The organism is Chryseobacterium sp. UF-290 (assembly GCF_058245615.1).
This window is the reverse complement of the sequence record NZ_JBSICB010000004.1, coordinates 81,790-100,066: the sequence shown is the minus strand read 5'-3', so window position 1 is coordinate 100,066 and position 18,277 is coordinate 81,790. Positions and strand designations below refer to the sequence as shown.

At 34.9% G+C, this 18,277-nt stretch carries 18 protein-coding genes; 14 read left to right on the top strand and 4 right to left on the bottom strand.

Going from position 1 to position 18,277, the window contains the following annotated elements; all coding sequences use genetic code 11:
• Positions 1-129 precede the first annotated feature (129 nt).
• The 5 genes from AC4IF5_RS05970 (at position 130) to AC4IF5_RS05950 (ending at position 5,868) form a co-directional block, all read left to right on the top strand.
• Positions 130-2,736 (top strand): TonB-dependent receptor, encoded by a 2,607-nt coding sequence (locus tag AC4IF5_RS05970; RefSeq protein WP_490732611.1) that lies wholly within the window; start codon positions 130-132, stop codon positions 2,734-2,736.
• An 86-nt stretch (positions 2,737-2,822) separates the two neighbouring features.
• A complete protein-coding gene (locus tag AC4IF5_RS05965; RefSeq protein WP_490732609.1) occupies positions 2,823-3,254 on the top strand; it encodes a hypothetical protein in 432 nt (143 codons plus the stop codon).
• A 73-nt stretch (positions 3,255-3,327) separates the two neighbouring features.
• Entirely contained in the window at positions 3,328-4,320 is a 993-nt protein-coding gene (locus AC4IF5_RS05960; RefSeq protein WP_490732607.1) for an aspartate-semialdehyde dehydrogenase, read from the top strand.
• Positions 4,321-4,375: 55 nt separating this feature from the next.
• Positions 4,376-5,374, top strand: coding sequence for a cation diffusion facilitator family transporter (locus tag AC4IF5_RS05955; protein WP_490732605.1), 999 nt, complete (start codon positions 4,376-4,378; stop codon positions 5,372-5,374).
• A 149-nt stretch (positions 5,375-5,523) separates the two neighbouring features.
• The gene (locus AC4IF5_RS05950; protein WP_490732603.1) at positions 5,524-5,868 is read left to right on the top strand and encodes a helix-turn-helix domain-containing protein; all 345 of its coding nucleotides are present in this window, start codon (positions 5,524-5,526) and stop codon (positions 5,866-5,868) included.
• An 81-nt stretch (positions 5,869-5,949) separates the two neighbouring features.
• Here AC4IF5_RS05950 and AC4IF5_RS05945 read toward each other — a convergent pair whose 3' ends face one another.
• The 4 genes from AC4IF5_RS05945 to xrtF form a co-directional block, all read right to left on the bottom strand.
• Positions 5,950-6,756 (bottom strand): GLPGLI family protein, encoded by an 807-nt coding sequence (locus AC4IF5_RS05945; RefSeq protein WP_490732601.1) that lies wholly within the window; start codon positions 6,754-6,756, stop codon positions 5,950-5,952.
• Positions 6,757-6,827: 71 nt separating this feature from the next.
• Positions 6,828-7,031, bottom strand: coding sequence for a bacteriocin-like protein (locus AC4IF5_RS05940; protein WP_490732599.1), 204 nt, complete (start codon positions 7,029-7,031; stop codon positions 6,828-6,830).
• Positions 7,032-7,236: 205 nt separating this feature from the next.
• Positions 7,237-7,680 (bottom strand): exosortase F system-associated membrane protein, encoded by a 444-nt coding sequence (locus AC4IF5_RS05935; protein WP_490732597.1) that lies wholly within the window; start codon positions 7,678-7,680, stop codon positions 7,237-7,239.
• Positions 7,667-8,197 carry an exosortase family protein XrtF gene (gene xrtF / locus AC4IF5_RS05930; protein ID WP_490732595.1) on the bottom strand — a complete coding sequence of 177 codons (531 nt, stop codon included), beginning with the start codon at positions 8,195-8,197 and terminating at the stop codon, positions 7,667-7,669. Before xrtF ends, AC4IF5_RS05935 begins: the two co-directional genes overlap by 14 nt.
• 264 nt (positions 8,198-8,461) lie before the next feature.
• Here xrtF and AC4IF5_RS05925 point away from each other — a divergent pair, with 264 nt between their 5' ends.
• The 9 genes from AC4IF5_RS05925 (at position 8,462) to AC4IF5_RS05885 (ending at position 18,270) form a co-directional block, all read left to right on the top strand.
• Positions 8,462-9,487, top strand: a complete 1,026-nt coding sequence (locus tag AC4IF5_RS05925) for an aminoglycoside phosphotransferase family protein (RefSeq protein ID WP_490732594.1) — start codon at positions 8,462-8,464, stop codon at positions 9,485-9,487.
• 74 nt (positions 9,488-9,561) lie between these two features.
• Positions 9,562-9,978 carry a RapZ C-terminal domain-containing protein gene (locus tag AC4IF5_RS05920; RefSeq protein ID WP_490732592.1) on the top strand — a complete coding sequence of 139 codons (417 nt, stop codon included), beginning with the start codon at positions 9,562-9,564 and terminating at the stop codon, positions 9,976-9,978.
• 78 nt (positions 9,979-10,056) lie between these two features.
• The gene (locus AC4IF5_RS05915) at positions 10,057-10,770 is read left to right on the top strand and encodes a nucleotidyltransferase family protein (protein ID WP_490732590.1); all 714 of its coding nucleotides are present in this window, start codon (positions 10,057-10,059) and stop codon (positions 10,768-10,770) included.
• A gap of 8 nt (positions 10,771-10,778) precedes the next feature.
• Positions 10,779-11,531, top strand: a complete 753-nt coding sequence (locus AC4IF5_RS05910; RefSeq protein WP_490732588.1) for an LOG family protein — start codon at positions 10,779-10,781, stop codon at positions 11,529-11,531.
• 58 nt (positions 11,532-11,589) lie between these two features.
• Positions 11,590-12,060 carry a DUF6702 family protein gene (locus tag AC4IF5_RS05905; RefSeq protein WP_490732586.1) on the top strand — a complete coding sequence of 157 codons (471 nt, stop codon included), beginning with the start codon at positions 11,590-11,592 and terminating at the stop codon, positions 12,058-12,060.
• Positions 12,061-12,340: 280 nt separating this feature from the next.
• A complete protein-coding gene (locus tag AC4IF5_RS05900) occupies positions 12,341-12,889 on the top strand; it encodes an inclusion body family protein (protein ID WP_490732584.1) in 549 nt (182 codons plus the stop codon).
• Positions 12,890-13,084: 195 nt separating this feature from the next.
• Positions 13,085-13,327, top strand: a complete 243-nt coding sequence (locus tag AC4IF5_RS05895) for a DUF6702 family protein (RefSeq protein ID WP_490732582.1) — start codon at positions 13,085-13,087, stop codon at positions 13,325-13,327.
• Between the two features lie 123 nt (positions 13,328-13,450).
• Positions 13,451-14,911, top strand: a complete 1,461-nt coding sequence (locus AC4IF5_RS05890; protein WP_490732580.1) for a T9SS type A sorting domain-containing protein — start codon at positions 13,451-13,453, stop codon at positions 14,909-14,911.
• 59 nt (positions 14,912-14,970) lie between these two features.
• Positions 14,971-18,270, top strand: coding sequence for a hypothetical protein (locus tag AC4IF5_RS05885; protein WP_490732578.1), 3,300 nt, complete (start codon positions 14,971-14,973; stop codon positions 18,268-18,270).
• The last annotated feature ends 7 nt before the right edge of the window (positions 18,271-18,277 follow it).

Genomic DNA, 18,277 nt, shown 5'->3' with positions numbered 1-18,277 from the left:
ACCCTACAACACTACAAATCAGCACATTAAGACTATTAAGATTAATTAAAAATTAACATTGAGTTAATAATAGTTAAATTTTATTTTGCGAATTTTGCAGAAAATTAAATCTAATTATTACTAACGATTATGAAATTAATCAACAAATCAATACTAACTGCGGTTATTACTTTATCTACAGCTAGTGTTTATTATGCTCAACAAGTTCAGGACACAGTACAAACTAAGTCTAAAGACATTGAAGAGGTAATTTTAAGAGGTGTTACCGATATCGCTAAAGATAGAAAGACACCTGTTGCTGCATCTACAATCAAAGCGGCACAACTTGCAGAAAGATTAGGTAACCAGGAGTTACCTGAGATTTTGAACACTACTCCATCAGTTTACGCTACAAAATCAGGAGGAGGTTTTGGAGATGGAGGTCTTACCATCAGAGGTTTCGAATCAAGAAACATCGCAGTGATGGTAAACGGTATGCCTGTAAATGATATGGAAGGAGGTACCGTATACTTCTCCAACTGGACAGGATTATCTGACGTGACAAGTACCTTACAGGTTCAGAGAGGTTTAGGATCGTCTAAACTGGCAATTGCATCTGTAGGAGGAACAGTAAACTTTCTTACTCGTTCAGCAGATATGAAAAAAGGTGGTACAATTAGATTAGGTGTTGGTAACAACGATTATTTAAAAACATCTTTCGCTTACAATACAGGAAAGTCTAAAGACGGTGTCGCCGCATCATTCTTAATGAGCAGACAAGCCGGAGGTACTTATATCGAAAATACAGATTATGAATCTTATGCATATTTCTTTGCATTAGGTTATGAAATCAATAAAAAGCATAACTTACAGTTTACAATAACATCTGCGCCTCAATGGCACGACCAGAGAACTTTTGCTCCTACTATCCAGAATTACATCAACTATAATCCTGATTACGATGGAAAAACGCCATACAGAAGATATAATTCAGATTTCGGATATTATACAGATGCTACTGGTAGAAAAGTTGCTTTAGCCAATAGAGCCAACTATTATTCTAAGCCTGTAATGATGTTGAACTGGGATTGGACAATGAATGAAAAGTCTAAGCTAAGTACAGTTTTATATATGTCAAACGGTAGAGGTGGTGGAACTGGAGATCTTGGTAGGCTTGGATCTAAAACCATCAATGATGTAAGCTTTACTGATGATGCTGGACATATTAATTATGATGCTATATTTGCAGCTAATGCGGCAGTCGATTTAAATACTGCCGGCGCAGGTAGCACGATCGTTCGTAGATCAAGCATAAATTCTCATAACTGGTATGGTATCTTGGCTAACTTCCAGCACAAAATTAATGATAATTGGAATTTCTCAGTAGGTACTGATGACAGATACTACTACGGTTACCACTATCAAGTCCTTACAGACCTTTACGGAGCTGCAGGATACAAAGATAATGCTAACAAAAATATAGCGACACCAAGAATCGTAAATTCACTTTATGATTATAAAAAACTTACATGGAATCCTTTTGGAGGTAAAATAGCTCCAGCTGAAGATCAGGTAGGATACAGCAATGACGGAGAAGTTCTTTGGTACAGTGGATTCGCACAGGTAGAGTACTCAAAAGATAACTTATCAGCATTCTTACAGGGATCAGTTTCTAACCAGTCTTATCAAAGAATTGATAACTTTGTAGTGGACGGAAGTACTCTAAAGGGCCAAACTATTAATACAAAAACAGGATTTAAGGATATCTTTGGTTATAACATTAAAGGAGGGGCTAACTATAACATCAACGAACATCATAATGTTTTTGCAAACTTAGGTTATTACAGCAAACAGCCTTTCCTGAATACTGTTTACCCAAGTAACCAGCAACTTATAAACCCGTATCTGACAAACGAAAAAATTTCTTCAGCAGAAATTGGATATGGATTCAGATCTTCAAAATTCTCAGCCAATGTTAACCTATATAGAACTCAATGGAAAGACAGATGGTTAAGAAAAACTAACCAGACGTTCACATTACCTGACGCTTCAACAACTACAGGTTATGCTGAAATCAACGGTATTACAGAAGTTCACCAAGGTGTAGAATTTGATGGAGTATACAAACCAACAAGCTTCCTTGAATTTCAGGGGATGTTCTCTTGGGGAGATTACTATTACAAAGGAAATGCTACTGTAGCTGCATTTGATGATAACAATAATCCTCTTACTTTAGCGGGTGCTTCAGGTGATCAATTGTATCTGGATAAAGTAAAAGTTGGAGGATCTGGTAACAACAGTATACCACAGATGACTGCATCATTAGGACTTACTGTAAAACCAGTGAAAGATCTTAATATCTTCGGAACCTGGAGATATGTTGGTAAGCTATATTCTACAGTTGATGCAGGAGCATTTACCAATGTTACCGCTCAGGAAAGAGGAGTATTAAAATTACCTGATTTCAACTTATTTGATGTAGGTTTCTCTTACAAGATCAGATTAAAAGATCAATCTCAGTACTTTACTATCGGTGCTAACGTTTATAACTTGTTTAATACAATCTATATCTCTGACTCTGCGACTAGTATATTTGCTGATGACAAACCAAGATATTTGGCTGATGGAAAAACACTTAATACAGCTAATCAAACTTACGAGCAATTGGGTATGATGTATAAAGGTATTGCAACAGGTAACCGTGCTTACTTCGGTTTCGGAACTACTTGGGCTGCAACCCTATCATTCAACTTCTAATACTATCAGAACATTAGATTTTATAAATATGAATCCCGGCTTTGAGCCGGGATTTTTGCTATCTTTGTGTACAAAAAAATAGGATTATGGATTTTTACAACATTTTACTTAATGCCCATAAAGGATTCGGGTATCTTGAGATTCTTTTGGTGACATTATTTATCATTGCACTTTTGGCTACCATGTTCGGTTTCAGTGGAAAAGTGAACAAATTTTTAAAGAAAACCACACTGTTCACAATGATCTTTTTCCACGTTCAGTTCTTATTGGGAATCATTATGTTAGTCACTACTTTCTCTAAAGGCTTAAACATGGGAGAAGTAATGAAGAATGCGGCTTTAAGGTTCCAATATGTTGAACATCCATTCTCTATGCTTATTGCAGCGGTATTGATGACGATCGTCAACAAAAAAGTAAAATCCAACGATACGATCTCATTAGGGGTTGTTGCTATGGGCTTGATCGCAGTAGGCTTATTTGCATTTGCATTCCCCTGGACAAGAGTTTTCGGGGCTTAAAAATAGAAAAGAAATTATACATGATGCGTTATAATTTATAAATAATTTAATCTTAAAATTTTAATTTAAATCAATGAAAGTAGCTGTAGTAGGTTCAACAGGAATGGTTGGACAAGTTATGCTTAAAGTTTTGGAGGAGAGAAACTTCCCTGTAACAGAATTAATTCCGGTAGCATCCGAAAAATCTGTAGGCAAGAAGGTGAAGTATAAACAGAAGGAATTTACGATTGTAAGCATGAAGGACGCTATAGCTGCCAAACCGGATATCGCCATCTTCTCTGCAGGAGGTTCGACTTCTCTTGAATTCGCTCCCTTATTTGCAGAAGCAGGAACAACAGTGATCGACAATTCTTCAGCCTGGAGAATGGATCCTGATAAAAAATTAGTAGTTCCTGAGATCAACGCTGATGTTTTGACTAAAGAAGACAAAATTATTGCCAATCCGAACTGTTCTACCATTCAGCTAGTAATGGTTTTAGGACCTTTGAACAAAAAATATGATTTAAAAAGAGTGATCGTTTCCACCTACCAATCTGTAACAGGAACAGGTAAAGCGGCTGTTGACCAGCTAAACTCTGAGATCACCGGTGATGATTCCATCGCGAAGGTTTACCCTTACCAGATCTTCAAAAATGCTTTGCCTCACTGCGACGTATTTGCTGATGACGATTATACGAAAGAAGAAATTAAGCTGATGAAAGAACCTAAGAAAATCTTAGGGGATGACACTTTCAATTTAACAGCAACCGCCGTAAGAGTTCCGGTTCAGGGAGGTCACTCAGAGAGTGTAAATATTGAATTCGAAAATGAGTTTGACCTGGAAGAAGTCAGAAAGATTTTGTCCGAAACACCAGGAGTAATTGTAATGGATGATGTGAAAAACAACCACTACCCTATGCCGCTATACTCCGAAGGAAAAGATGAAGTTTTTGTAGGAAGAATAAGACGGGATCTCTCACAGCCGAAGACACTGAACCTCTGGATCGTAGCAGACAACCTGAGGAAAGGAGCCGCAACGAACGCTGTACAAATCGCAGAATATCTTATAGCAAACAACTTAGTATAAACTAACAAAATAAAAAGAGTCTCAGAATTGAGATTCTTTTTTTTATCAAACTCGTATGAATACCCAGAAAAATATCCATAAAGATAAAATAGGATTCCAAAAGATCATCGCTGCCTTTGGAGTCATTCTTTTCATCGGAAAGATCATTGCCTGGAAGCTCACCAATTCCGATGCCGTATTCTCTGATGCTATGGAAAGTATCGTGAATGTCATCAGCGCGTTCATGGGTCTTTATTCTCTTCATCTGGCAGCGAAGCCAAAAGATGAAGACCATCCTTATGGCCACGGAAAGGTAGAATTTGTTACCTCCGGAATTGAGGGAGCATTGATTGCCATTGCAGGGATAATGATCATCTATGAAGGAATTCACAGTCTTATTGTTGGAAAAACCCTTAGTAAGATCGACCTTGGAATATGGATCATTGCAGCGACAGCTATTGTTAATTATTTGCTGGGCTATATTTCCATAAAGAAAGGAGAAAAAGAAAATTCACTGGTACTTATTTCATCCGGAAAGCATCTGCAGTCAGATACCATTACCACCCTTGGCGTTGTTATCAGCTTAGTGATCGTTTACTTCACAAAAATCTACTGGCTGGACTCTGTCGTTGCACTGGGCTTTGGGCTTTATATCATCTTTGTAGGTTATAAGATCGTCCGTAAATCATTAAGCGGTATTATGGATGAACAGGATCCTGAAATATTAAACCAGATCATCAGGATTCTTGAGGAAAACAGAAGAACGGAATGGATCGATATACATAACATGAAAATCCAGCAGTTCGGGGCTTCACTTCATATTGATGCCCATATTACGCTTCCCTGGTATTACAGCCTTCGGGATGCTCATAATGAAATGGAGAAAGTAATCCTCCTCCTCGCTAAAAATATCAAAAGAAATATTGAGTTCAATTTTCATATGGACGACTGCAAACCCATCTCATGTCCAGTCTGCCAGATCAAAGACTGCCCTGTCCGGGAAAAAGATTTCATCAAACGGGTAAAATGGACTCCTGAAAATGTAACAAGTGTGGATAAGCATACAGCATCTTAAGTTTTCCCCAAATATCCGTTTATAATAATCTCTTATACTTTAAGGACTTCTCCTTCGTTGAAATGAATTCTTCAAGTATATCCGAAATTTTTAATACGCTCTTAGATTCTTCCAGACAAAATATTTACATTTGTATAAACATATATATTATGGGGGTTGGAACCAATATAAAAAGATTAAGAAATAAAACAAAACTTTCTCAGCAGGAGATTGCCGATATGCTTGGCTTAGACAGAAGCACCTATATCAATTGGGAAAATGAAATTTCAGATATTAAGTCCCAATATATTCCTAAACTTGCTGAAATTTTTAATGTTGATATAAGAGATTTATTTGAAGATGAATTAAAAAATATCAACATTACAAATAACACTTTTGAAAATAAGGATAATTCAACCTCTGGAAATATTATTGTTTTTAATATATCAGATAAAGAGGTTACCGAAAAATTAAGTTCGCAAATTGAAGAACTTATTAAAAGCTTAAGAAGATAATAATTTAAGTTTTATTTTAACGAAACCTTTAGACTTCCATTCATTTATTTCCGATATTTTATAGCTAAACAGAATAGTTTATTAAAAAAGTAATACCTTATCAAGTTCTATAAGATTATTCCCATTTTCTTTAAAATTAAATTGAAACTTTTTTAAAATTATTTTAGGGCTTAAGGTAGAAACATTTCCCTTATCATCTCCCACCATGTATTTCATACCACTACTTTTCATTTCATAAAAAGGATCGTTATAATAATTTTGCATCATATTTTGAAAATCCTCCCAACTTATTTTCTTTCCCGTTTGAGGAATAAAAAAATCACTATTTTTCACATTTTTTAACTGTATTAAACTAAAATCATAATCTAAATCAGAATCTGATATTTTAACAATCAGACCAGGTAACCCGTTGAAAATATAAGGTCCTTCCCGTAGATTTATAGACTCTGTAAACCAGGCAACCCAATGCCTGCCTCCATAATCTAATTCTGCTTTCTGACAATGCAGATCTCCAATCTTCTGCTTTTCATCTACAATTTTCCAATTCAGCTTATCTATAGTTATGAAAAATCGGCTTCTCATAGTCGGAGTAATAATTACCTTTTGAATTTCTCCTGTATCTAAATTTTTCTTGGCAAATAAATCTGTAATGAAAAATACATTTCTTCCTAATCCTAAGTTCGTTCTTTCTATTAGTGAGTCTGACTTCCTTTCCAATTCTGACCTGAAAATAGATTGCCTTCCATAGATATCCAGATAAAATCTATTGACGACCAAACTATCTTTGAGTGGATTTGGTCTAAATTTTAGCTCATATAAACAAGTTATATTTTGGCTATGCAACAAATTGATTATAAATATGAATGCACTGAAAATAATTTTTCCCATTTTACAAAATTTTGATAAATGTTGTGTTCTAACATAATTAACTTTTATAAAGTATCAGTTATGTTTTGCATTTACAAACATTTTAGACAGGCAGTAGTAATACTTCCATCCGATCCCGTTGTCACCCACATTCCACAGCTAAGTCCATACTGTTCACAAGTGCCATTTCCAGGCGTACAAGCATCTGAACACCCTATTCCTCCATAGTTGGGACGAAGTCTACTTCCTCTAATACTTTTAAGATTTTCTCTGGAAAGCTTTTTTAAATTTTTCATAATTTATGATTTTTCTGTTAAACTTATCACAAACATATGAATTAAACCTCAAAATATCTGTAGAAAAATCACAACAAATTTTGTCGCATTTTCCTGACATTTAACTTATGTAAACCATTTAAAATCAATTTATCAACTGTCAAAAGAAATGTCAAGAAAATAATTATGTAAGACAAGTTTATAACTGAATAAAATTCAGCGTTTTTTACTGAAAATAATCTTTTTGAGATATCTTCTTCCTGTAATAAAACATAGGAACAATCAGCAGGATAATCAAAGGCTGAATGACAAACCTTCTCATATAAAAGGAAAAAAGATATCCTGTTTCAAACTTATCATGGATACAGTACAGATAGATCGGAAAAGCAATAGCAAAAACGATAACCATCATTATAAGTCCCTGTATGGTCCATGACCTTCTTTTAAATAAACCGTATATGATCAGACATGAAAACAAAAGATTTAAAGCAAATCTAAACAGATATCCCGCAATCAGTTTCCCCCATTCAAATGACGGAAAATCAATATTCTGATTAGCTTCATGGAAGTAATTAAGAAAAGGATCATAAAAAAGAGTGTCTTCAAAGATTCTGACACTTACCAGACCACAGATGCCCGCGATCACCAGGAGCCAATTAAGAATTTTCATTTTTTAAAGCAAAGAATTTGATCCAGATCAGCCAAAGTAGCACAACACTTCCATAGATAACGGAAGGAAATACAAAATCGTGGAACATTTTACCATATTCCTTATGATTTGCCATTACAATATTTAAGCCTGCAATTCTGAGAAGATTCATGATGTAAAGCAAAACCAGTCCTGCCCCCACAAAAAGAAACGTCTTAGCTCCTTTATAAAACGCAAACACAAAAGATACGAATAAGATCATCACAGAAACAGCATTACAGCCTTCCACCATTCTGGTCACATATTGGTTCTTGACATAAAACCAAACCTGCCCATTCTCTATATCATCATAGAGTTCAGTTTTATAGCCTATAGCATTTTGCAGACTGTTTACCTGATTGGCGATCACTCTTGAAAAAGGATCCAACCCAAGATTTTTACTACTGTTGAGATAAAACTGGTAGGCAAAAAGCAACACCAGATAGATGATGATGAAACGAAGTAAGATTCCTAAAACCGGCTTAAAATCCTTAAACATATTGCAAAGATAAAAATTAGCAGGTAAACTAAGCTGATTTTGAGCGGAGAAAGCGTATATTTAAATCACAAATTCGGGAAAGGGTCTTCAGAAAGGATATTTTAAATTTTGCTTAAAGCGATATTTAATTCACTATAAAAACAAAAAAACCATCTCCGTCCAACGCTTAAATTCCCTTCTGTTCTGCTGCTGATCATACATTTTACAACTATAATTACTCACTATTTACAACTCATGTTAAATTAGTATATTTGTTTCCATATTATGACTTCTGAAAATGCAAAACGATTTTTTGAAAACCGCTTAGGTAAGAAATCGACCGAATTCATCACATTAGCTCAGAGTGGCTCTGCAAGAGTGAACTTTCTGGCCTCCGCCGGTACCGAAAAGTTTATCATCACTTACAACGAAAATATCCCGGAAAATGAAAGCTTTCTTTATTATTCTAAAGTATTTTCCGGTCTGGATCTTAATACGCCTGCTATTCTCGCTGTTTCAGATGACAGAAAGATGTATGTGCAGGAATTTTTGGGAAGCCATACCCTTTCGGAAGTGATCTCCAAAGAAAGCGTATCACCCTATGTAAGATCGTTGGTAAAGCAGACTCTGGAAAAGCTTTTCCGGTTACAGATACAAACTCAGGGAAAAATAGACTTTTCTAAAACGTTTGAATATGAAAGCTATGACGAGCTTCCGATAATCCATGACCTTTATTATTTCAAAAATTTCGTTGCTGATGTTCTGGAACTTGAGTATAACAAATCTACGCTCCTGAAAGAATTCAAACAGATCGCAGCCCTTATCGAGGGACTGGAGCCTAAAGGAATCATGATCCGGGATTTTCAGGCCAGGAATATCATGGTCAATGAAGAGAATAAGGTTTCATTTATCGATTATCAGTCTGCAATGAAAGGACCCTTAATCTATGATGTCATCTCCTTTTTATTTCAGGCTAAAGCTGATTTCCCGGAAGATTTCAAAAATGAAATGCTGGAATTTTATATCGGGCAATTTACAGATCCTGAAGTACAAGACCAATTGAAAAGCAGTATAAAACCTATCCAGATGATGAGATTTTTACAGGTTTTGGGGGCATATGGGTTCAGAGGACTTATTCAGAGAAAGCAGCACTTCATGGCAAGTCTGGAAAAAGGAATTCGGAATATTACACAATTTGCGGCTTCATGGGAACAAATGAAAAATTATCCGGAACTTGAAAAGGTCATCCAACAATTAGCGACTGATAAAACACAACAAAAAATTCAAGAAATATTAAATGTAAACCATTAAGACACTAAGGTTATAATCAAAAAACTTAACTTACCCCGAAAACACTTTAATGGTTTAAATTAAAAAAAATAAAAATGCTACACATCGACATACACAGTTTTTCGTATAAAAAAGGAGGAATACCTAAAGACCCGTCAGGAAACGGAGGCGGATTCGCTTTTGACTGCAGGGGAATTTTAAATCCGGGAAGAATCGAAGAATATAAGAGCCAGACGGGAAATGATATTGGCGTTCAGGAATATCTCGAAACCAAAACTGAAATGCCTAAATTTCTGGAGCTTGTAAAATCTCTTGTATCAATCAATATTGAAGATTATTTAGCGAGAGGATTTGAACATCTGCAGATCAATTTCGGTTGCACGGGAGGGCAGCATAGATCGGTATATTCTGCCATAAAAATCGCGGAATTCATTAAAGAAAAATACCCGGAGGGAACAGCAGTAAGCCTTCACCATGACGAACAACCTCAACTGAACAGCAGTAATCAGTAATATGCCATAGGTAATACTTCTATTACTTGTTATTCACTTTATATTACTCATTACTTATCACTCATTACGCATCATATTATGAAGGCTCTCATTTTCGCCGCAGGCAAAGGTACCCGACTGAAACCATTTACTGACCACCATCCGAAAGCATTGGCAAAAGTAAATGACATTCCTCTTTTGGAAAGAAATATCCATTATCTGAACAGTTTCGGAATAAAAGATTTTGTCATCAACATCCATCATTTTGGAGGTCAGATTGTTGATTTTTTAAATAAAAATGATAATTTCGGATGTAAGATTGATATTTCTGATGAATCCGATGAATTATTGGAAACCGGCGGCGGCTTGATTTTTGCAAGAAAATTTCTCGATCACGGAGAAGATTTTTTAATCATGAATGCAGATATTTTAACCAACATCAACATCAATGCATTGGTGGAATATCATAAAAAGATAAAAGATTTTGCTACTTTAGCTGTATCGGACCGTGAAAGTTCGAGGAAGCTCCTCTTCAATGACGATATGGTTTTGAGAGGCTGGCTGAATGTACAGACAGGAGAACAGCGGCTGGCTGAGTTCAACAAAGGCTTTAAGGCTCTTGCATTCAGTGGCGTTCATTGTATCAATCCTGCGATCTTCGGAAAAATAAAAAGGACAGGCAAATTTTCTATTATGGAAGAATATCTGGATCTGATGCAGACCGAGCATATCCACGGTTTTGTACACAATGATATTCTTATAGATGTCGGGAGACCTGAATCTGTAATAGAAGCCGAAAAATATTTTAAATAATTTTTGCAATGGAAATTGATGGAACCAGGGATGAAAGTTTAGTAAATCCGGAACTTGACATAAACGAAACAAAGCTGCATAACAGCTTCAGACAAAAAACATGGGATGAAACGATCACCAAAGACAGTTGGATGGTCTTTAAGGTGATGGCTGAATTTGTAGATGGCTATGAAAAGCTGGCTAAGATTGGCCCATGCGTCTCTATATTTGGATCAGCCCGTCTGAAACCGGAGAATAAGTACTATAAAATGGCAGTGGAAATTGCTGAAAAGATCACCAAATTAGGTTTCGGGATCATTACCGGAGGCGGTCCCGGAATTATGGAAGCAGGAAACAAAGGAGCTTTCAATACAAAAGGAAAATCTATTGGTCTTAATATCGACCTTCCTTTTGAACAGCACTTCAATCCTTATATCAACAAATCCTATTCAATGAATTTTGATTACTTTTTCGTGAGAAAGGTAATGTTTGTAAAATATTCCCAGGGATTTGTGGTAATGCCCGGAGGTTTCGGCACTCTGGATGAACTGACTGAAGCTATAACCCTGATCCAGACCAACAAGATCGGCAGATTTCCGATCGTACTGGTAGGAAGTGATTTCTGGGGTGGATTGCTGGATTGGTTCAAAGCAACTTTACTGAAAGAAGGAATGATCGCAGAAGATGATTTGGAACTTTATCGTGTGGTAGATACTGCTGACGAGGCGGTAGCGCATATTAAAGCTTTTTATGATAAATATTCTGTGAATGTAAATTTTTAATTGGCATATTATTTGTGACTTATAACTAGCAAGTATGATTGTAAATCTATTAATTAAGATGAAAAAACTTTTATATATATCAGGAATTTTAACATTTTTTGTGTTAATGAGTTTTATGTATGTAGACTTTTTCTCTTCAATGACCAAAGTGGATTATATTGATGGAAGCAAGACATTGAAGTTTACCACAAAAATGAATACAAGCCATATCTCTGATGCGATTAAGATCAATCCGAATACAGCCGGATTTGAAGCAGAAGTGAAAAAATATGTGAACAGTAATTTTGATGTATTTGTCAATGGTGCTCCCAAAACAATAACCTTCACAGGAAGTCAGGTAAGCGGAGAAACTGTATGGGTGTATTTTGAAACCGGAGGCGTTTCAGATATCAACACCTTAAAAATTAAAAATACAATCCTTTTAAGTGCTTTTCCTAAGCAGATCAACCTGGTCAGTGTCGCTTATAAAGGCAGCCAGAAAATGATGAATTTCCAGCGGGGAAAAGAAGTGAATGAGGTTTCTTTTTAAATAAGAATTAGATGTAACCATTATAAATGGGTACCCTGAAAGACTAACTTTTGGGGTATTTTTTTGTTTACAATCTGAAACAAATCACAAAAAAGGGATTAATTACGTAAAAACACCTAATTTAAAATTTCAGCATTTACACCCTAACCTATTAAACTCCAGGAACGTACATTTGTATTGTAATTACACCTAAAGATGTGAAACCTGTATCACACAAATAACGGGGCGGAATCTGAAAAGCCAAACGAGTAAGAATACACCAAACTAAAAACTTAATATCATGGACGCACAACTCAATGCATCTAGCCAGGAAATAGATGTTCTGGTAGTAATCGACACGGATTATGTAAGATCCCGCTACTCTAACCCAAGCAAGGACCCCAATAATCCCACAGGAATTGACCACAACAGTCAGCATATGATTGTATCCAACGCGAATGCGATTTCCGGACAAGGATCCGCTGATTTAAATTTCAGTGCAAGAGCCGGCGATATAGTATCTTTCAGAGGCACTTCAATTTATCAGAATTCTGATGATGCCGTGATTATCTACAATATTAAATATTGGTCCGGAGATCAGGTATTTAATAATTTTGTATATAATGCCGTAGAAAGAAAACAGGCAGTAGTTCCGAACTATAACTCCTCAAACGGGCTTCCCGCCAACACTGCAGACATCACATTTTCAAGCTTTGATTCAAAAGTAAAAGCCACAGGAACAGAAAACTTCTATGTGCAGTTTGCATTGTATATTTTAGATCCAAATGACAGTAACAAACAGATTCTGTATGGTTACTTTTACTGGGACCCAACGATTACGGTTAAATAAACGGAAATAATTAAACCACTGCATCTGGACATACCCTAAAAAGTGTCTAAACTTTTGGGTACAGTCTAATCAGCAGTGGTTTTTATTTTTAAATAGATTAGAATCGTGTAAACCAGAAAAGTGTTACAAGATCAAGCTCACTGATATCAAAATCAACCTTAATACGGAAAGATTTGAAGCAGAGGTAAAAAATGTGTGAACAATAATTTTGATATATTTGTCAATGGGGCTCCTAAAACGATAACGTTCACACGAAGTCAGGTCAGCGGAGAAACTGTATGGGTGTATTTTGAGACCAGAGGCGTTCCGGATATCAATATCCTGAAGATTAAAAACACGATCCTTTTAAGCACTTTTCCTAAGCAGGTCAATCTGGTATATCGCCTACAAAGGCAGCCAGAAAACAATGAACTTCCAAAGAGGAAAAGAAGTGAATGAGGCTTCTTTTTAAATTTTTTTTCGCCATTCGATGAAATAATGTAAATTTATAAAAATAATTATATTAATACATCGATGCGAAAACTTTACATTAGCACACTGTTCTTGTGCATATTTTTGAGCATGTCAGCTCAAGATGTGCTATGGCAGAAAGATATTCTCTCTTCCTCCCAGAATTTTCTAAGTCAAGTGACTCCAACTTTAGATCTTCAGTATCTGATTACAGGAAGTTCTATTCAGTCACAAAAACTTTCTACAGAAAGCAAACAAAACAACGGTTACGATTTCCATTTGGTTAAGCTCAACCAACAAGGAGAAGAGGTCTGGGAAAAATATTTTTCAGGAATGAACCATGATTATCTTTCAGCATCTCTATCTACTCAAGATGGAGGTTTTTTGTTAGCCGGAACTTCTTTTTCAGGAAAAGGACTGGATAAGAAAGAAGATTCCAGTGGAGGATCGGATATCTGGGTAATTAGAATCAATGAATTGGGAGAAGAACTTTGGCAGAAAACAATAGGAACTTCTTCTGATGAAGAAGCTAAATCCGTGATTCAAACCACTGATTTGGGATTCTTTGTGGCTGGAAATGTTCAGAACTCAGAAAAAGGCTATGGTTCTAAGGATGTTATAATCGTAAAATTAGACAAGAACGGAAAAGAAATCTCTCAAATGATCATAGGAGGAAAGGGGCTGGATGAGGTAGAAAAAATGATTCCTACAAAAGATGGTGGAGTTCTGTTGGGCATTTATTCTAGAAGCAATAAAGGAGGCTCCAAGAAAACTGAAAATTATGGAGAAGGAGATTACTGGATCATTAAGCTGAATAAAGATGGAAAAGTAGAATGGGAAAAGAATTACGGTGGAATTGGAGATGATCATCTAAGAACCATGGCGATGACTGCAACTGGATTTGTAATAGGAGGAGAAAGCCGTTCTGACAGATCCGGGAATAAAAATGTTGGCATAGATGAAGGAACAGATCTATGGTTGATAGCACTTAATGAAAAAGGAGATGAAATCTGGCAAAAATCTTATTCTTTTAAAAACAGAGATATTTTAATGAGTTTGAATGTAGTTTCCAATGCGAAAGATTCTGAATCTAAAGGATTTTTACTGGGAGGCTACACACGGGCTGAAGTAAGAATTACAGAAAATGACGAAACTTTCTGGATGCTGTACCTCAATCAAAATGGTGATGAAGTTTGGAGAAAGTACATCAATGGTAATTCCCGACACAAAGAAGAGCGTTTATCCGATTTAATTATGGGGAGAGATGGTTCCATCATTTTGGCAGGAACAAGTGCTGAAGAGTTTGGAAAAGAGAACTGGAAGATTGTAAAATTAGGAGACAAGCAAGTGGAAGACCTGATTGAACGATTACCAATGAAGATTTATCCTAACCCAGTATCTGATTACTGTTATGCTGAGATAGGCTTTGACTTTAAGGAAGCAGAAATAAGTATTTATGATATGGCAGGAAGACAAATCCAAACCTTAACCACTAAAAATAAGGTGACCAAAATTAATACTTCCAACATTGTTCAGGGAGCTTATATAATGATGGTGAGAGCTCAGACATAGGACAATCAAACTCAAACTGCTAACACTAAATTGATCAAAAAATAATGGACAAAATAATTATGAAAAAATATATTTTATTGAGTTTTATTTTTATCGCAAATTTTCTATTCTCTCAGGAAAATAATGATTTCACATCTTTTAATGGGTCCTTTAGTGTTGCAAAAGCTGAACTCAATGAGGCAGAAGGGAAAGCTAATGTTGAGATTCCTCTTTTTAATATAAAAAGTGGGAATATTAAAATTCCCATTAAGTTACAATATAATACTGGGGGAATAAAGGTGAATCAAAGAGCTGGGAATGTCGGTTTAGGATGGTCTCTTGCTGATATTAACATCACTCGTGATATTCAGGATGCACATGATATGGATGATGGAGGGGCGGTTCCTAAAATAAGAAGGACCGGATATTTTAAGAAAGTGAAAAAGAATATTAAATATTTTTTCTCAAATACAGACAAGGATTCTGCCAATTTAGATTACTTACCGGATCTCTATTTCTTGAATACTATAAATAAAAGACATGTATTCTATTTTGAAAATGAAAACACGCCACGATTATTATCCGATAAGCCAATAAAAATATCCAAATTAAAGGAAACTCGTTATGAAGTGAGTAATATTCCAACTACTGACTTTTTTAATTTTACCATTAATACAGATGATGGGATTCAATATCAGTTCAACGATTATGAAATGGCAAATTATTATAATTCGGAATCTCCAGTTAATTTCTATGGAGGTACAATTGATAGAGTGCCCTATGTTTCTTCCTGGAAGATTTCAACAATAAAAGATCTCTCCACCAATAGGGAAGTGAATTTTGAATATGCTCCATCTGGTGATTATAATATAATATCTACATCACATTCAAGAGAAATACGTTCAGAAACGTATAGCCGTTTTAAAGCAGCCCCTGGTACTTCTTTTATTAGTGATTTTATAGGTAAGTATGTAAATGTTATTAATCCTGACATCATCAACAATGGGGTAACGGGCTTACAGTTGAACGGTTTTCTTTCTTCAAACCCCTTTTTAGATGGAGGGCAAAAAAATAATACAAACTATCAATATAATAGGATTGAAAGTTCTGTAAATTATTTTAAAACAAAAGATTTAAAAAAAATAAAATTTGATGAAGGGTATCTGGTGTATGAATATGATTTTATAAGGCAGGATACGCAGAATCCGGAAAAAGCACTTAGTTCAATCAAATTATATGACTATAATAATAAACTCATTCAACAATATAACTTTAATTATGGATACTTTTTATATCAAAACACTTGGATGGGGATCTCTTCAAAAGATGGAAAAAGTCTTAAGTTATTGAGTATTGAAGAAGTAAATTCTGGAAAAAAATATCAATTTAAATATAAAGACGATGAGTATTTACCAAACATACGTTCAAAAGCATATGATTATGGAGGATATTATAAGGAAACCAATGAATTCATAAGTGGTGACAATTATGGACAAAGCTATGCAGATAATGTATATTATTACCCAGATCAGATGGAATGGTCTCTTTTACCATTTGAAATTCATCATGATGCTTTAGTCAATAATAATGTAACGATGCATCCAATACATTATGGAGACAATTATATAACCAGAGATCCGGATTTAAACTTTACCAAAATAGGAACTCTAACCGAAATTGAATTCCCTAACAAAGGAATCAAGAGTTTTGAATATGAATTGAATGATTTCTTAATACTGGGTGATTATCAAAAAGCACCTGGTTTGAGAATAAAGAAAATCAACAATATCGATGAAAATCAGGTAAAAAGCACAACATCATATTTTTATAAAAATGAAAATGGCTCATCGTCTGGTGTCATGATGACTCCTCCATTTATCGGTTATCCTAGGGCTCAGTTATTTACATCCTATGTTGATTTATCTGCGCAGCCTCCAATGCTAATAACCAATTATAATGGTCTTCCAAACTTTGCTTCAGATGATTTACAGAGACTATTCAAAATATATGATTCTCCTGGAAATATTAATATACAATATTCAAGAGTTGAAAAAATAACTGATAATAAAAAACAGGCGACAGAATATACAACGGTTAAAGATTATCCATTAAATAATACTTTACAGTCTCCTTTTGCAATGCTGCAGTATTCCAAAGATTCATTTGCCACTTTTTTTTCTAAATTTTCGATGGCGGAATTTTTAAATACCAATTCTGCGTATAGATTAAAGTATAACTCATATACCAATCCAGGTTTATATGGAGTGAGGAAGAACATGAAGTTATTTGATAAAAATAATGCCTTAGTTAAAGAATACATCTATGATAATAAGTTAATTACCAAAAGTCAATTTGGATCAAATAAACCTATTTTGGACTTTGTTATTGAGCCTGGATCTCAAACATATAGTAATACTACCATTAGTTCTCAAGGTTCTATAATTGTTAATTATATTCAAAAATTTTTACGCCCTGCCAAAACGACAGTAAAGGATTACTTATTATCAGGAACAAATACAGATCGAATTGAATATAAGTATCTTAATCCATCCAGTTATATATCTGGTGTAGGGAAACTTTTAGCAGTCGATATATATAGCAGTGGTTCTATAGAAAGCGTTTTGGTCAATGATATCTTTTATCCTGAAGATGCAATATTAAGCACTACTCCAACCTTCAATTTAGTTAGTACTGTTAATTTACTTAAATCTATCAATAAAATAAATGTTCCAGTTCTTACCTATGAATATATTGATATAGACCTAGTTAACCCTACTGAAGCTAATAGCAAAGTTCATAAAACGGTATTTGCCCAAGATGCATCTACCAGTAATTTGGTACTTCCTAAATATGAATATAGATGTATAACCAAACCGGGCTGGGCTTATGAAGCTACTAACTCACAAGAAGATGTAAGAATAATGACTTATGATTTATACGATAATAAAGGGAATTTATTACAATACACAGGACAAGATGGTATTCCTACAACTATACTTTATGGTTATTACCAAACCCGTCCTATTGCAAAAATTGAAGGAGCATCTTATGAGATAGTGATGAATGCTTTAGGGTTATCACCAAACTCTAATCCGACAACTTATCTTTCTAGCGAAATAGTAAATAAATCAAACCTTGATAAAGACTCTTCTACTGAGGAAACATTCATAGATTCACTTAATAATTTAAGGAATAATAGTTTGTTGAAGAATTATCAAATAACCACAACGACCTATGACCCACTTATCGGAATAACACATAATATTCCCCCAAGTGGAATAACCCAAAAATACATCTATGATAATGCTGGTAGACTAATAAAGATTAAAGACATGGATGGGAATCTAATAAAGGAGTTTGAATATAATTATAAACAGTAACAATTAA

What these genes read in the sequence shown, in the direction of transcription:
- AC4IF5_RS05970 (WP_490732611.1), top strand. Translation starts at nt 130, where the DNA reads ATGAAATTAATCAACAAATCAATACTAACTGCGGTTATTACTTTATCT.
- AC4IF5_RS05965 (WP_490732609.1), top strand. Translation starts at nt 2,823, where the DNA reads ATGGATTTTTACAACATTTTACTTAATGCCCATAAAGGATTCGGGTAT.
- AC4IF5_RS05960 (WP_490732607.1), top strand. Translation starts at nt 3,328, where the DNA reads ATGAAAGTAGCTGTAGTAGGTTCAACAGGAATGGTTGGACAAGTTATG.
- AC4IF5_RS05955 (WP_490732605.1), top strand. Translation starts at nt 4,376, where the DNA reads ATGAATACCCAGAAAAATATCCATAAAGATAAAATAGGATTCCAAAAG.
- AC4IF5_RS05950 (WP_490732603.1), top strand. Translation starts at nt 5,524, where the DNA reads ATGGGGGTTGGAACCAATATAAAAAGATTAAGAAATAAAACAAAACTT.
- AC4IF5_RS05945 (WP_490732601.1), bottom strand. Translation starts at nt 6,756, where the DNA reads ATGGGAAAAATTATTTTCAGTGCATTCATATTTATAATCAATTTGTTG.
- AC4IF5_RS05940 (WP_490732599.1), bottom strand. Translation starts at nt 7,031, where the DNA reads ATGAAAAATTTAAAAAAGCTTTCCAGAGAAAATCTTAAAAGTATTAGA.
- AC4IF5_RS05935 (WP_490732597.1), bottom strand. Translation starts at nt 7,680, where the DNA reads ATGAAAATTCTTAATTGGCTCCTGGTGATCGCGGGCATCTGTGGTCTG.
- xrtF (WP_490732595.1), bottom strand. Translation starts at nt 8,197, where the DNA reads ATGTTTAAGGATTTTAAGCCGGTTTTAGGAATCTTACTTCGTTTCATC.
- AC4IF5_RS05925 (WP_490732594.1), top strand. Translation starts at nt 8,462, where the DNA reads ATGACTTCTGAAAATGCAAAACGATTTTTTGAAAACCGCTTAGGTAAG.
- AC4IF5_RS05920 (WP_490732592.1), top strand. Translation starts at nt 9,562, where the DNA reads ATGCTACACATCGACATACACAGTTTTTCGTATAAAAAAGGAGGAATA.
- AC4IF5_RS05915 (WP_490732590.1), top strand. Translation starts at nt 10,057, where the DNA reads ATGAAGGCTCTCATTTTCGCCGCAGGCAAAGGTACCCGACTGAAACCA.
- AC4IF5_RS05910 (WP_490732588.1), top strand. Translation starts at nt 10,779, where the DNA reads ATGGAAATTGATGGAACCAGGGATGAAAGTTTAGTAAATCCGGAACTT.
- AC4IF5_RS05905 (WP_490732586.1), top strand. Translation starts at nt 11,590, where the DNA reads ATGAAAAAACTTTTATATATATCAGGAATTTTAACATTTTTTGTGTTA.
- AC4IF5_RS05900 (WP_490732584.1), top strand. Translation starts at nt 12,341, where the DNA reads ATGGACGCACAACTCAATGCATCTAGCCAGGAAATAGATGTTCTGGTA.
- AC4IF5_RS05890 (WP_490732580.1), top strand. Translation starts at nt 13,451, where the DNA reads ATGTCAGCTCAAGATGTGCTATGGCAGAAAGATATTCTCTCTTCCTCC.
- AC4IF5_RS05885 (WP_490732578.1), top strand. Translation starts at nt 14,971, where the DNA reads ATGAAAAAATATATTTTATTGAGTTTTATTTTTATCGCAAATTTTCTA.